This is a genomic window from Granulibacter bethesdensis CGDNIH1 (assembly GCF_000014285.2).
In the GTDB taxonomy this organism is placed as follows: domain Bacteria; phylum Pseudomonadota; class Alphaproteobacteria; order Acetobacterales; family Acetobacteraceae; genus Granulibacter; species Granulibacter bethesdensis.
In genome coordinates this window covers 2,313,125-2,327,772 of record NC_008343.2, presented here as the reverse complement: position 1 = coordinate 2,327,772, position 14,648 = coordinate 2,313,125, and the positions used below count along the sequence as shown (strand labels likewise).

Here is a 14,648-nt window from a genome sequence, read left to right as displayed (position 1 = left end):
TACCGGCAGATCAGGGTTGTCCGGATCATTTTAGTGCTTCTTTCGCGTTGACCGCGCTGCGGCGCACAAGTATGAAAGAAGCGCGCTGGTTTTGTGAAATTAAAGTGCGCAGAGGCAGGCCCCTTACCATGACTGACACACATGAGGCTCTGGCGGTTGGACGGACGAGCGATGGCCGACTGATCCATCGTCCGCTGTCACCCCATCTTCAGGTCTATCGTTGGCCCATCACGATGGCACTTTCGATTCTTCACCGGGTGACCGGTGTTGCAGCGGCAATTGGCACCCTGCTGCTGACATGGTGGCTGGTGGCGGCTGCGACCTCCGATCATGCTTACGACATCGTGTCCGGCTTCATGCGCTCAGGGTTCGGGTTGCTGCTGCTGTTCGGCTGGACGGTGGCGCTGGTGTACCATTTCATCAACGGCATCCGTCATCTGGTGTGGGATGCGGGCTATGGCTTCGATAAGCACGAAGCCAACAGAAGCTCCTATATCGTTCTGGGGCTGACGGCCCTGTTTACCGTGGCGATCTGGATCGCCGCTGCCGTGGTTCTGTAACCGGCATCAGTACAGCAGGAGCAGAAAAATGGCTCAATCATCTCCCCGTATTCGCGTCATGCGCAGCCATCTGGGCCGTGCGCGTGGCCTTGGTTCCGCGAAACACGGCCTGACCCACTGGTGGGCGGAACGTGTGACTTCGGTTGCACTGGTGCCGCTGACCCTCTGGTTCATCTTCGCCGCGCTGCACCTGACCGGTCATAGCCGGGCCGAGGTCGCGCAATGGGTTGGTCATCCGGTCCATGCCGTGCTGCTGCTGAGCCTGGTGTTCGCCACTTTCCACCATGTCCAGCTCGGTCTACAGGTCATCATCGAGGATTACGTACATACGGAATCCGTGAAAATCGCCAGCCTGCTCGCGACAAAGGCCGTCTGCTTCCTGCTCGGTCTGGCCTGTGCGGTTTCCATCCTGAAGATGACGCTCTGACGCTGGCGGCCACACCGCCAGATTTTTTCTCGCCTGCCGGGTTTTCCGGCATTCCTCCCTACGGTCGGACACCGGCTCGAATGCCCCAGCGGATCGGTCAAGAATGAACGCGATAACGTCTCCCTCCACCGGCGCTTACAGAATCGTCGATCACACTTACGATGTCGTTGTCGTCGGCGCCGGCGGCGCCGGCCTGCGCGCGACTCTGGGTATGGGTGCCGCCGGGCTGAAAACCGCCTGTGTCACCAAGGTGTTCCCGACCCGCAGCCATACTGTGGCGGCGCAGGGCGGCATCAGTGCGGCGTTGGGCAATATCACGCCCGATGACTGGCGCTGGCATATGTACGACACGGTGAAAGGCTCCGACTGGCTCGGGGATCAGGACGCCATCGAATATATGTGCCGCGAGGCTATTCCGGCGATTTACGAGCTTGAACATTTCGGCGTGCCGTTCAGCCGCACCGAGGATGGGCGTATCTATCAGCGTCCCTTCGGCGGCCATATGCGGGATTACGGCAAGGAGCCGGTACAGCGCGCCTGCGCCGCAGCCGACCGGACCGGCCATGCGATGCTGCACACGCTGTATCAGCAGAGCCTGAAGCATCATTGCGAATTCTTCGTCGAGTATTTCGCGCTCGACCTGATCATGGACGAGGAAGGTGCCTGCCGCGGCGTCATCGCCTGGAATCTGGAAGACGGCACCATGCACCGCTTCCGGGCGCATATGGTGGTGCTGGCGACGGGCGGTTACGGACGCGCCTACCAGTCCTGTACCTCTGCCCATACCTGTACCGGTGATGGTGGCGGCATGGTGCTGCGCGCCGGGCTGCCGACTCAGGATATGGAATTCGTGCAATTCCATCCGACCGGTATTTTTCCCGCCGGATGCCTGATTACGGAGGGCGCGCGCGGTGAAGGCGGCTACCTGACCAATGCAGCCGGTGAGCGCTTCATGGAACGCTATGCGCCGACTGCGAAAGATCTGGCGAGTCGGGACGTGGTCAGCCGCTCCATGACCATCGAAATCAATGAAGGGCGGGGTGTCGGTCCGAACAAGGATCACATCCTGCTGCATCTGGAGCATCTCGGAGCCGAGATCCTCGCCGAGCGCCTGCCCGGCATTTCCGAAACCGCCAAGGTGTTTGCCGGTGTGGATGTGACGAAGGAACCGATTCCGGTTCTGCCGACCGTTCACTACAATATGGGCGGCATTCCCACGAATTATCGCGCCGAAGTGTTGCGTCCGACGGCGGACGATCCCGATGCGGTGGTGCCGGGCCTGATGGCGGTGGGTGAGGCGGCCTGCGTGTCCGTGCATGGTGCGAACCGTCTCGGCACCAATTCCCTGCTCGATCTGGTGGTGTTTGGTCGTGCCGCAGCGCATCGCGCGGCAGAGATCGTCAAGCCGGGCGCGCAGCACGCACCGCTGCCCGCGCGTGCGGGAGAGGCCGCGCTGGATCGCCTCGATTCCCGTCGTCATGCCAGTGGTGGTTCCCGCGTGGCGGATCTGCGCGCCGAATTGCAGCGCACGATGCAGCGTCATGCCGCCGTGTTCCGCAACAGCGCCAGCCTGACCGAGGGCGTGAAGAAGATGAAGACGGTGTGGGGCGGCCTGTCGGATGTCTCCGTCACCGATCGCAGCCTGATCTGGAACACCGATCTGGTGGAAGCGCTGGAGCTGGACAATTTGATGGGCAACGCGGCCGCCACCATGGTCAGCGCCGAGGCCCGTCCGGAAAGCCGTGGCGCCCATGCGCATGACGATTATCCGGATCGCAACGATCAGGACTGGATGAAGCACACCCTGTCCTGGGTGGACGCGAGTGGCGATGTGCATCTGGGCTATCGCCCCGTGAAAATGCAGACCCTGACCAACGAGGTCTCGGTCTTCCCGCCCAAGAAGCGCGTGTACTGAGAGCAGGGAGGATACGGACAATGGTCGAATTCGCGCTGCCCAAAAACAGCAAAATTGGCAAAGGCCGCACGTTCAAGGCGCCTGCGGGTGCGACGCGGGTCAAGGAATTCAAGATTTATCGCTGGAACCCGGATGACGGGAATAATCCGGTGGTCGATACCTACGAGATCGATCTGGATCAGTGCGGGCCGATGGTTCTGGATGCGCTGATCAAGATCAAGAACGAGGTCGATACGACCCTCGCTTTCCGCCGTTCCTGCCGTGAGGGCATCTGCGGCTCCTGCGCCATGAACATCGATGGTGGCAATACGCTGGCCTGTCTGAAGCCGATCGAGGATGTGAAGGGGGCCTGCAACGTCAATCCGCTGCCGCATATGGCGGTGGTGCGCGATCTGATCCCTGACCTGACGCAGGCCTATGCGCAGTTGCGCAGCATCGAGCCGTGGCTGAAATCCGATACGCCCCCGCCGCCCGATGCCGAGCGTCGCCAGAGCCGGGAAGAAAGGGCCGAACTGGATGGCATGTGGGAATGCATCCTGTGCTTCTGCTGCACCACGTCCTGCCCCAGCTACTGGTGGAATGGCGACCGCTATCTGGGTCCGGCCACGCTGCTGGCCGCGTATCGCTGGATTGCCGACAGCCGTGACGAGGCGACCGGTGAGCGTCTGGATGCGCTGGAAGATCCGTTCAAGCTGTATCGCTGCCACACCATCATGAACTGTGCGCAGACCTGCCCGAAAGGCCTGAACCCCGCCAAGGCGATCGGCGAGATCAAGAAGCTGCTGGCTGAACGTCAGGCCTGAGCGGACTTTTCCGGGATGGAACGTTACGGAACGGTGGGCATTTCCCTCCGTTCCGCCGTGCCGCTATAAGGCGGCATGTTTACTGGTGATCTTTCCAGCCCCGCGACGCGCCGCCGTGCATGGGCTGACAGCCTCTTCGTCGATCATGCCGTTTTCAGGCTCGTCTGGGATAACTGGGCTGAGGTTCTGCCCGGCCTTTACCGCTCCAACCACCCTACGCCCGGTCGTTTGGCCGCTGCCGTCAGGCGGCATGGCATTCGCACTCTGATCAATCTGCGTGGCCACCGGCAATGCGGCTCTGACGCGTTGTCGCGCGATGCGGCACAGCGGCTGGGGATGGCTCATGTCGATATGGCGTTCGAAAGCCGGGGTGCACCGCATCGGGACCGTATCCTGCGCTTTGCCTCTATCCTGCAGCAGATCGAATATCCCGCCCTGATGCACTGTAAATCGGGGGCGGATCGGGCTGGTCTGGCATCGGGACTGGCTATTGTTCTGACCGGTGGTACTGCGGCACAGGCCTTGCGGCAGCTGTCATGGCGGTTCGGGCATTTCAACCGCTCCCGCACCGGGATTCTGGATGCATTCTTTGTTCGATATGCAAGGGAGGCAGAGGGAAAGCAGAATTTTCTGGATTGGGTAAAGCACGATTACGACGAGGTCGCACTCAAGCGGGATTTCGTTGCAGGCGGATTATCCAGTTTTTTGACGGACAAGGTGCTCCGTCGGGAATGACGGGCGACAATTATCCAGTCTGACTGGCATGCGGTCTGGCGGGCTGAATACTGAAATGGCGGCCATCAAGACTCGCCAGTATTGTGGGGAAGTACCAAGATTATGGCCTGGAATACAGATTCTCAGGAACGCAAACGCAGGTTGAAGTCCATTCTCGGTGGTTCTGCCGGGAATCTCGTCGAATGGTATGATTGGTATGCCTATTCGGCGTTCACGGTTTATTTCGCCAAATCTTTTTTCCCCTCGGAAGACCATACTGCCCAGCTTCTGAGCGCGGCGGCGATTTTCGCGGTTGGGTTTCTGATGCGCCCGATCGGGGCCTGGATTATGGGAACCTATACGGATCGCCACGGCCGCAAAGCGGGTCTGGCATTGTCAGTAACGCTGATGTGCCTTGGCTCGCTGATCATTGCAGTCGCTCCCTCCTATCATCAGATCGGTCTGGCTGCGCCCGGCCTGCTGATATTGGCCCGCCTGATTCAGGGCGTCAGTGTCGGTGGGGAATACGGTGCCAGCGCTACCTATCTCAGTGAGATGGCCGGGCGGGATCACAGGGGATTTTACACCAGCTTTCAATACGTCACGCTGGTGGGCGGCCAGTTGACCGCGTTGGCGGTGCAACTGATTCTGCAGGCATTCATGAGTGAGCAGACGCTGGAGCAATGGGGCTGGCGTATTCCGTTTGCGATTGGTGGCGTGCTGGCGCTGGCAGTCTATTACATCCGGCGCGGACTGGCGGAGACGGAAGCTTTCACCAAAGCACACCGTGATCAGGCTGAGCCTCGCCGTTCCAGCGGGCTGGCGCTGTTCCGTTTTTATCCCAAACAGGCCTTCATGGTGATGGCGCTGACGGCGGGTGGCACGGTCGCTTTCTACACCTATACGATTTATCTGCAGAAATTTCTGGTCAATTCTGCTGGCTTCAGCCGTCCGGAAAGTACGCGCATCACGGCTCTGGCCCTGTTCATCTATATGCTGTTACAGCCTTTGTACGGTGCGTTGTCCGACCGGATCGGCCGCAAGCCGCTGATGATCGGGTTCGGTCTGCTCGGAACTGCATTCACCATTCCGATTTTCAGCGCTCTTGCCACCACCGATGATATGCTGCCCGCGTTTCTGTTGTCGCTGGCGGCATTGCTGATCGTGTCTGGCTATACCTCTATCAATGCGCTGGTGAAGGCGGAGCTGTTCCCGGCGCATATCCGTGCTCTGGGTGTGGCGCTGCCTTATGCGCTGGCCAATACGATCTTTGGCGGCACCGCAGAATATGTCGCGCTCTGGTTCAAGCAGAACGGCCATGAGCCTTATTTCTTCTGGTATGTGACCATGATGATCATGCTGTCATTGGTCGTTTACATCATGATGCCGGAGACAAAGCGTCAGAGTATGATTCAGGAAGACTGATGCCTGTTGCCGCACAGGGCCGGGTTTTGCTGGTAGCCGGCCCTGTGACGATGCCGCATGACGTTATCAGGCGGCTCTGGTCAGCCGTTTGACCAACGCGGAGAAACGGTGGCGGCGTAGTTCAGAGCGTGCCGCCTTATCGTCGGCCATATAGTTCAACTGCACTACATAGCGTCGCCCCACGAACTGTCGGTGGCCGTGCCATGTGGTGGGGCCGTTGGGGAAAACCAGCAGTGTGCCATTCACCGGCGGAACCTCGACGGCATAGTTCTCGATATCGTCCGGGCTACGCAGCAAACGCAGGCAGCCTTCCTGCTTGGCCCAGGCTTCTGTTTCGGGATTCAGATACAGCAAAATCGTCACCCGCTTGGCGACACTGTCGCAGTGAATGCGTCCGTCTTTTTCCCGAGACCAGCCGCGTAGTGTGACCATGGTTGCGGCATCCTCCAGATCGAGGGAAAATTTCCGTGCGATCGCGGCCTTCAGACGATGGCCGGAGAGTTCTGTGAAAAGGTCTTTGCCGATCGGTCCCAGCCGCAGGGCTTCGGCGGGAAAAGACCCCCCTTTTTCCAGCAGCGGTAGCTCCGGAATTAATCGGGAAAGAACAGGGCCGGGCACAAAATTCCGGACCAGCACGTGGTTGAACGGGTCTGATGAAACAGGGGTTTCATCCAGTGCAGTGTAGTTCAGTTCCATAATGCTTTTCGTTGCTCCCAAACCCTGACCCGCATACCGGGCAGGAAACGTGGCGGAGACATTAAAGCGGGCCCCCGTTTTCTCCACTGTATTCCTAGCATGCCGGCGGTATTGGGAAATCCTCTCTCCGGCTCCGGTCAGGTCCGCAGAAGACGCTTGGGTTTGTCGAGGCTCATGGTGGAAAGCGGCTGTGCGTCCAGCACCGGTCGCATGCAGGCATGGTTTACCAAAGCGATTGCTTCCGGTGTGGCTTGTGGAGGGGTGGTGTCCCCGTCAGACCTGATGCAGGTACTGCGATAGGGCCATGCCGCGGAGAAACCCACGTGAACGGACAATTCCAGCGGAGTCCCTGCCTGTGCAGAGGGTGCAAGGGAGGCTATCAGCAAGCCTGTCAGCAGAAGATGTTTCATCGCTTTTCTCCGGGAGATCCGGTGATGCAATTCTGCAACGTCAACGAATAAAGCGGTGATCGGCTGCCTTGATCACGCTTTGTTGATCAAGCTTTGTTGATCAAGAGGAGCCGTCCATGACCGGTGATGATTTGAGCCTTGGCCCGCTGCCCGCCTATCGCGCCCGTGCCGAGGCCGGGATCATTACGGCTGATCAGGGGCAATTGGCGGTGGCGGAGAAATTGCAAGCCTTATGGCAGGCCCTGCAAGGTTATGAGCCATCCCCCGCCCCCGCCCGGAAAGGCTGGCTGAGCCGTCTGCTGGGTGCTCAGGCGCAGGGCGCAGAACCGCCACGTGGGGTATACATGGTGGGGGATGTCGGGCGGGGCAAATCCATGTTGATGGATCTGTTCCACGGTGCAGTCGGGCTGACGCGCAAGAAACGCGTGCATTTTCATCGGTTCATGCAGGATGCCCATGCCCGCGTACATCGCTGGCGCATGGACAACCCGGGTGGCGCTGATCCAATCCCGCCTTTGGCAGACAGTATCGCCGCCGAGAGTATTCTGCTGTGCTTCGATGAGTTTCAGGTGAACGATATTGCCGACGCCATGCTGCTGGGCCGTCTGTTTGAGGCACTGTTTGCGCGCGGCGTGGTGATTGTGGCGACATCGAATACGGAGCCTGACAATCTGTTTGCGGGCAAGCCGGGACGCGATGCATTCCTGCCCTTCATCGCCCTGATCCGGCAGAAGCTGGATCTGGTCACGCTGAACGGGGCGCGTGACTGGCGGCGGGATCGACTGCGCGTTACGCCACGCTGGCATGTCCCTGCCGATGCACGGGCCGATGCCGCCCTGGACCGCGCCTTTGCGGAACTGAGTGATGGGGTGCCGGCTGGCCCTGTCTCCTTATCCGTATCCGGACGGACGCTGACCATTCCGTTGGCTGCCAACGGGGTGGCAAGGGCCGATTTCGACCATCTGTGCAACACCAATCTTGGACCCGGCGATTATCTGGCCATCGCTACGCATTTTGAAGTTTTGGTGCTGGATGGTGTGCCATGTCTTTCCCCTGACAATCATGATGCGGCCAGACGTTTCATCACGTTGATTGACGCGCTGTATGATCACCGGGTCAAACTCATTGCCTCTGCTGCGGCCCAGCCGGATGCGCTGTATCAGGCCGGGGAGGGGGCTGAGGCTTTTCGTCGCACGGCCTCCCGGCTGGAGGAAATGCAGAGTGAGGATTACGTCGAGACCGCTTGCATTCCCTGATCATAAATTTTTTTTATGGGTCAGTATGAAGCCTTTATCAAAACGAGGGTCTGGCATAAACGGAGCGGGTAGCCGGGTTTCTTGCCGCAATGCGGCAAAACAGGATACCCAGCTTGTGCCGGACGGCTCCCGGGCAGTTGTCTGGCATAGCGGCACGAGACGGGCCGTTTTCCATTGCCCTCGGAAGGAGACCCTATGGCTCGCAACAAAATTGCCTTGATCGGTGCCGGTCATATTGGCGGAACGCTGGCCCATCTGATTGGTCTCAAGGAATTGGGCGATGTTGTTCTGTTCGACGTTTTCGGTGGTGTCGCCGCCGGAAAGGCGTTGGACATCATGCAGTCCGCCCCGGTGGACGGATTTGACAGCACCATGGTCGGCGGCTCCGACTATGCCGCGATTGCCGGAGCGGATGTCGTGATTGTAACCGCCGGTTTCCCACGGATGCCGGGCATGTCCCGTGACGATCTGGTCGCTAAAAATGCCGAAGTGATTGCTCAGGTGGCCGAGGGTATCCGGACGCATGCCCCCGATGCGTTCGTGATTGTCATCACCAATCCGCTCGATGCGATGGTCTGGGTGATGCAGCAGAAGAGCGGCCTGCCCCCGCACAAGGTGGTCGGTATGGCTGGTGTCCTCGACAGCGCCCGTTTCCGTCTGTTCCTGGCGCATGAATTCAATGTTTCGGTCGAAGATGTGACGGCCTTCGTGCTTGGCGGCCACGGCGATACGATGGTACCGCTGATTCGTTACTCTACCGTCGCCGGTATTCCAGTGCCGGATCTGATCCGCATGGGCTGGACCACGCAGGAAAAAATCGACGCCATCGTCAGCCGTACGGCCAATGGTGGCGGCGAGATCGTCAAGCTGCTGGAAAAAGGCAGTGCTTTCTATGCGCCTGCGGCCTCCGCCATCGCGATGACGGAATCCTATCTGAAGGACAAGAAGCGGGTGATGCCCTGCGCCGCGCATCTGTCCGGCCAGTATGGCATTGACGGTCTGTATGTCGGCGTGCCTGTGGTCATCGGCGCTGGCGGGGTAGAGCGCGTGGTCGAAATCTCCCTGAATGAGCAGGAACAGGCCGCCTTCGACAAATCCTGTGATTCAGTGAAGGAGCTGATTGCAGCCTCCCGGAAACTGATCGGCTGATCAGGGTTTCGTAATCCGCATTGCCGAAAGGCAACGACATGCGGCAAGCATGTTATCCTCCTGTTATGAAAGACGGCCCTCCTCCGGATTGAACCCGGATGGGGCCGTTCCTGTTTTCCGGATAGGCAGCTGCATCTGTGAACATTCATGAATACCAGGCCAAGGAACTCCTGAAGGAGTTTGGCATCCCGGTGCTGGAAGGCCATGTGGCCTGGACCCCGGACGAGGCGAGAGAAGCAGCACGGCGGCTGCCGGGGCCACGCTATGTGGTCAAGGCACAGATCCATGCGGGCGGGCGCGGAGCGGGGCATTTTCTGCACAGCCAGTCCGGCCGCGGCGGTGTGCGCCTGGCGGCTTCGGTCGAGGAAGCTGGCGAGCATGCGGCAGCGATGCTCGGCCAGATTCTGGTGACGAAGCAGACCGGCGCTGCCGGGCGACGCGTCCATCGTGTCTATATCGAGGCCGGTTGCGAGATCGAGCGGGAGTTGTACCTCTCCCTGCTGGTCGACCGCGATACATCCCGCGTCACCATTGTCGCTTCAGCCGAGGGCGGCATGGATATCGAGGAGGTCGCCGCCTCGCGACCGGAGCGGATCGTGCGGGTAACAGTTGATCCCGCGATGGGTCTGTCCGAGTTTCATGCAAGGCGGATTGCGTTCCGGCTGGGCTTGAGCGGGATGCAACTGGCCTCGTTCGGCCGGATGGTGAAGGCGCTTTACAAGGCCTATATCGCGCTCGACTGCGCAGTGGTGGAAATCAACCCGCTGGTCGTCACCAAAGGCGGGGACATGCTGGCGTTGGATGCCAAAGTGATTTTCGACGACAACGCCCTTTATCGCCACCCGGAGCTGGAACGCCTGCGCGATCCGGCAGAGGAAGACCCGAAAGAGCTGGAAGCCGCACGCCACAAGCTGAGCTACATCGCGCTGGATGGCACGATCGGCTGCATGGTCAATGGCGCCGGTCTGGCCATGGCGACGATGGATATCATCCGGCTGTACGGCGCAAAGCCCGCCAATTTCCTTGATGTCGGCGGCGGTGCGACCAAGGAGCGTGTGGCGGCGGCTTTCAAGATCATTCTGGCCGATCCGAATGTCGAAGGCATCCTGATCAATATTTTCGGCGGTATCATGCGTTGCGACGTGATTGCGGAAGGCGTGGTCGCCGCGGCGCGGGAGGTCAGCCTGTCCGTACCGCTGGTGGTGCGACTGGAAGGCACCAATGTCGAGCAGGGAAGGGCGATCCTGAACCAGTCCGGCCTGTCGATTGTGGCGGCGGATGATCTGGACGATGCCGCACGCAAGATTGTCGCGGCTGTGGCGGAGGCAGGCTGATGTCCATTCTCATTGGATCGCATACACGCCTGCTGGTGCAGGGGCTGACCGGTGCGCAGGGCACGTTTCACACGGAACAGGCCATTGCCTATGGCACTCAGGTCGTAGGTGGGGTGACGCCGGGTAAAGGCGGCTCCCGCCATCTCGATCTGCCGGTGTTCGACACGGTGATGGAGGCGCGGGAGCGCACCGGGGCGGATGCCTCGGTGATCTATGTGCCGCCCCCGCATGCGGCGGATGCCATTCTGGAGGCCATTGATGCGGGCATGCCTCTGGTCGTCTGCATTACCGAGGGTATTCCGGTGCTGGATATGGTGCGCGTGCGCCGTGCACTGGAGGGCACGCATACGCGGTTGATCGGCCCCAATTGCCCGGGTGTTATTACGCCGGGAGCGTGCAAGATCGGTATCATGCCGGGCCATATCCACAAGCGCGGCCGCATCGGCATTGTCAGCCGCTCCGGGACGTTGACCTATGAGGCGGTGGCGCAGACCACGGCGGCGGGGCTGGGTCAGAGCACCTGTGTCGGTATTGGCGGTGATCCGGTCAAGGGAACGGATTTCATCGAGGTGCTGGAGATGTTCCTCAAAGACCCCGAGACCGAGGCCATCGTCATGATCGGTGAAATCGGTGGGCAGAGCGAAATTCACGCGGCCGAGTATCTGATCGCCAGCGGTGCGGATAAGCCGGTGGTCGGCTTTATCGCCGGCAGCAGTGCTCCCCCTGGTCGACGCATGGGCCATGCCGGGGCGGTGATCAGCGGCGGCCGGGATACGGCGGAGGCAAAGTATAACGCCTTGCGCGCGGCAGGCGTGCATATAGCGCAAAGTCCCTCAACCCTGGGGGAGACAATGCTGAAAGCCTTGAAGCGATAAGGACTTTTTTGCGGCGCGGTGATCCATCACCGCGCCGCATGCGTATTGGACAATGCTGTCCTTTCTCTGCGCCTGAACGACGCCGGATAAATGTCATCATATAAATTGATCAAGTCATAAGCCGATCAGGGGGATCGGTTTGTTGAAATGGAAAGAGTAATCCATGGCTGGCGTGGATGTGTTGGCTTCTGCCTTCAGCGGCGCAAATGCAGCTTTCATTGCGGATATGTATGCGCGATGGGCCTCTGATCCCGGTTCTGTTGATCCAAGCTTTGCGCGCCTGTTCGAAGCCCTGGGTGATGAGGAACGGGCTGTTCTGGCCGAGACGGAGGGTGCTTCATGGGCACCCCGCCCACACAAGGTTGCCTCGGTCTATGAAGGCAGTGCTGCGGCAGAATCTGTCACGGAAGCATCCACCAGCACGATCACGGAAGAATCTCCGCGTGACAGCGTGCGGGCTGCCACGCTGGACAGTATTCGTGCCCTGATGATGATCCGCGCCTATCGTGTGCGCGGCCATCTGGAGGCGAGGCTGGACCCGCTGGGGTTACAGGTGCCTGCTCCGCACCCGGAACTCGATCCACGCAGCTATGGTTTTACCGAAACCGATCTTGATCACCCGGTCTTCATCGATGGCCTGCTGGGGCGTGAAACTGCGACCGTGCGGGAAATTGTCGATATTCTGCGCCGCTCCTATTGCGGCCCGATCGGCGTCGAGTTCATGCATATTCAGGATCCGCGCCAGAAAAGCTGGATCCAGCGCAGGATTGAGGGAGGATACTGGCGCCGTACCATTACCGATCAGGATCGCCGTACTCTGTTGCAGCAATTGACGGAAGCTGAAGGTTTCGAAGTCTTCTGTCAGAAGAAATATGTCGGCACCAAGCGGTTTGGTCTGGAAGGGGGCGAGTCAATGATTCCCGCCCTGCATGCGATCATTGCCAATGCAGCTGCACAGGGCGTGAATGAAATCGCGATCGGCATGCCGCATCGCGGCCGCTTGAATACGCTCGTCAACATTGTGCGCAAACCTTACACGCAGGTGTTCAGCGAATTTGCAGGGGCAGCCTCGAAACCCGACGACGTGCAGGGATCGGGGGATGTGAAATATCATCTCGGGACGTCTGCCGATATCGAGAGCGCCGGTCACACGGTGCATCTGTCCTTGCAGCCCAACCCGTCCCATCTGGAAGCCGTTGATCCGGTGGTCGTCGGCAAGGTACGCGCCCGGCAGGATATGGCGGGGGATACCAGACAGCGGCGTTCCGTGATGGGCATCCTGATGCATGGTGATGCCGCTTTCGCCGGTCAGGGACTGGTCTATGAGACTTTGGCGATGAGCCAGCTCATTGGCTACCGCACTGGTGGCACGGTGCATGTGGTGGTCAATAACCAGATCGGATTTACCACTGTTCCGGCACATGCCTATTCCGGACTTTATTGTACCGATGTCGCGAAAGCCATTCAGTCACCGATACTGCACGTCAATGCGGATGATCCGGAGGCGGTTGCTTTCTGTGCCCGTATGGTCACGGATTTCCGGATGGAGTTCGGTGTCGATACCGTGCTGGATATCGTCTGTTATCGCCGCCACGGACATAACGAAACCGACGAGCCCGCCTTCACACAGCCGCTGATGTATAATGCCATCCGCGCCCGCAAGACCACCCGTACTCTGTATGCGGAAGCCCTGGCGGAGCGGGGTGTCGTTTCTGCCGATGAAGGCCGTCGGATGTGGGATTCTTTTAACGATACTCTGGAACAGGCTTTCAGCACCGCGAAATCCTATGTGCCCAACAAGGCGGACTGGCTGGAAGGCCACTGGGCCGGCATGCAGCAGGATGTCGCGAAAGATGATCGCGTTGATGAAGCAACCGCCCTGCCGCATGAAACCCTGGAACTGGTCGGCGATGCGTTGAGCCATATCCCGGAAGGCTTTGCAGTCAATCCGAAAATTGCCCGTCAACTCGAAGCAAAACAGAAAATGATCGAGAGCGGCGAGGGGATCGACTGGGCCACCGGCGAGGCACTCGCCTTTGGCTCCCTGCTGCTGGAAGGGCATCGGGTTCGTCTTTCAGGCGAGGACTGCCAGCGTGGCACGTTCAGCCATCGGCATGCGGTTCTGATCGATCAGGAAAACCAGAACGAATATGTGCCGCTGAACAATATCGCCCCGCAGCAGGCACGGATCGAGATCTATAATTCGCTACTTTCGGAAGCCGGTGTGCTGGGCTTCGAATATGGCTATACTCTTGCCGATCCACGCACGCTGGTGTTGTGGGAAGCGCAGTTCGGTGATTTCGCCAACGGTGCGCAGGTCATCATTGATCAGTTCCTGGCGAGCGGCGAAACGAAATGGCTGCGCATGTCGGGTCTGACCTTGTTATTGCCACACGGCATGGAAGGGCAGGGGCCGGAACATTCCTCTGCCCGTCTGGAACGTTATCTTCAGCTCTGTGCCGAGCGGAACATGGCGGTGTGTAATCTGACCACCCCGGCGAATTACTTCCACGCTCTACGTCGTCAGTTGAAGCGGAATTTCCGCAAGCCGCTGGTGATCATGACGCCGAAATCACTGCTGCGGCACAAGCTGGCGGTCTCCAGCCTGGCGGAGATGACCGGCGATACGGCGTTCCAGACCGTGATCCCTGAAATCGATACGCTGGTTGCGCCGGAGAAAGTGCGCCGCGTGGTGATGTGCTCCGGCAAAGTCTATTACGATCTGCTGGCCCAGCGTCGTGAAGCCGGGATCGATGACATTGCCATCATCCGTCTGGAGCAGCTTTATCCATTCCCCAAAAACAGCCTCTCCCGCGTCATAAGCTGCTACAGCAATGCGGATGTGATCTGGTGTCAGGAAGAAGCCGCCAATAACGGTGCCTGGACTTTCGTCGATCGCAAGATCGAAGCGGTGCTGAACAGCATCGGCGGCAAGGCGACCCGTCCCTCCTATGTTGGGCGGGCCGAGGCAGCCAGCCCTGCGACCGGGCTGGCCAAGGTGCATCAGGCTCAGCAGGACAGGCTGGTGCGTGAGGCGCTGGGGCTGATCTCCTGACGATGACGAAAGCCTGATGACGGGTAAAA

General features: G+C 59.8%; 13 protein-coding genes. 11 read left to right on the top strand and 2 right to left on the bottom strand.

What is annotated here, in order from left to right:
* Nucleotides 1-128 precede the first annotated feature (128 nt).
* The 6 genes from sdhC to GBCGDNIH1_RS22890 all read left to right on the top strand — a co-directional run bounded on the left by sdhC (nt 129) and on the right by GBCGDNIH1_RS22890 (nt 5,844).
* Nucleotides 129-560 carry a succinate dehydrogenase, cytochrome b556 subunit gene (sdhC, locus tag GBCGDNIH1_RS22915; protein ID WP_025318497.1) on the top strand — a complete coding sequence of 144 codons (432 nt, stop codon included), beginning with the start codon at nt 129-131 and terminating at the stop codon, nt 558-560.
* A gap of 28 nt (nt 561-588) precedes the next feature.
* Nucleotides 589-987 carry a succinate dehydrogenase, hydrophobic membrane anchor protein gene (gene sdhD, locus GBCGDNIH1_RS22910; protein ID WP_011632779.1) on the top strand — a complete coding sequence of 133 codons (399 nt, stop codon included), beginning with the start codon at nt 589-591 and terminating at the stop codon, nt 985-987.
* Nucleotides 988-1,090: 103 nt separating this feature from the next.
* Complete coding sequence (sdhA, locus tag GBCGDNIH1_RS22905; RefSeq protein WP_011632778.1) at nt 1,091-2,902, top strand: succinate dehydrogenase flavoprotein subunit; 1,812 nt, start codon at nt 1,091-1,093, stop codon at nt 2,900-2,902.
* A 20-nt stretch (nt 2,903-2,922) separates the two neighbouring features.
* Complete coding sequence (locus GBCGDNIH1_RS22900) at nt 2,923-3,705, top strand: succinate dehydrogenase iron-sulfur subunit (protein ID WP_025287391.1); 783 nt, start codon at nt 2,923-2,925, stop codon at nt 3,703-3,705.
* A 75-nt stretch (nt 3,706-3,780) separates the two neighbouring features.
* The gene (locus GBCGDNIH1_RS22895) at nt 3,781-4,440 is read left to right on the top strand and encodes a fused DSP-PTPase phosphatase/NAD kinase-like protein (protein ID WP_011632776.1); all 660 of its coding nucleotides are present in this window, start codon (nt 3,781-3,783) and stop codon (nt 4,438-4,440) included.
* Nucleotides 4,441-4,542: 102 nt separating this feature from the next.
* Nucleotides 4,543-5,844 (top strand): MFS transporter, encoded by a 1,302-nt coding sequence (locus GBCGDNIH1_RS22890; RefSeq protein ID WP_043453094.1) that lies wholly within the window; start codon nt 4,543-4,545, stop codon nt 5,842-5,844.
* A gap of 66 nt (nt 5,845-5,910) precedes the next feature.
* Here GBCGDNIH1_RS22890 and GBCGDNIH1_RS22885 read toward each other — a convergent pair whose 3' ends face one another.
* Both GBCGDNIH1_RS22885 and GBCGDNIH1_RS22880 read right to left on the bottom strand, forming a co-directional pair.
* Nucleotides 5,911-6,540 (bottom strand): 2OG-Fe(II) oxygenase family protein, encoded by a 630-nt coding sequence (locus tag GBCGDNIH1_RS22885; RefSeq protein ID WP_038512280.1) that lies wholly within the window; start codon nt 6,538-6,540, stop codon nt 5,911-5,913.
* 137 nt (nt 6,541-6,677) lie between these two features.
* Nucleotides 6,678-6,950 (bottom strand): hypothetical protein, encoded by a 273-nt coding sequence (locus tag GBCGDNIH1_RS22880; RefSeq protein ID WP_025318498.1) that lies wholly within the window; start codon nt 6,948-6,950, stop codon nt 6,678-6,680.
* A 116-nt stretch (nt 6,951-7,066) separates the two neighbouring features.
* On the opposite strand from GBCGDNIH1_RS22880, the gene zapE reads away from it, so the two are divergent.
* From zapE to GBCGDNIH1_RS22855, 5 genes are all read left to right on the top strand, one after another.
* Entirely contained in the window at nt 7,067-8,206 is a 1,140-nt protein-coding gene (gene zapE / locus GBCGDNIH1_RS22875; protein WP_011632772.1) for a cell division protein ZapE, read from the top strand.
* A 195-nt stretch (nt 8,207-8,401) separates the two neighbouring features.
* Entirely contained in the window at nt 8,402-9,355 is a 954-nt protein-coding gene (gene mdh, locus GBCGDNIH1_RS22870) for a malate dehydrogenase (protein ID WP_025318500.1), read from the top strand.
* Nucleotides 9,356-9,492: 137 nt separating this feature from the next.
* Nucleotides 9,493-10,689 carry an ADP-forming succinate--CoA ligase subunit beta gene (gene sucC, locus GBCGDNIH1_RS22865; protein WP_011632770.1) on the top strand — a complete coding sequence of 399 codons (1,197 nt, stop codon included), beginning with the start codon at nt 9,493-9,495 and terminating at the stop codon, nt 10,687-10,689.
* Nucleotides 10,689-11,564, top strand: a complete 876-nt coding sequence (gene sucD / locus GBCGDNIH1_RS22860; protein ID WP_011632769.1) for a succinate--CoA ligase subunit alpha — start codon at nt 10,689-10,691, stop codon at nt 11,562-11,564. Before sucC ends, sucD begins: the two co-directional genes overlap by 1 nt.
* Nucleotides 11,565-11,727: 163 nt before the next feature.
* Entirely contained in the window at nt 11,728-14,619 is a 2,892-nt protein-coding gene (locus GBCGDNIH1_RS22855; protein ID WP_011632768.1) for a 2-oxoglutarate dehydrogenase E1 component, read from the top strand.
* The last annotated feature ends 29 nt before the right edge of the window (nt 14,620-14,648 follow it).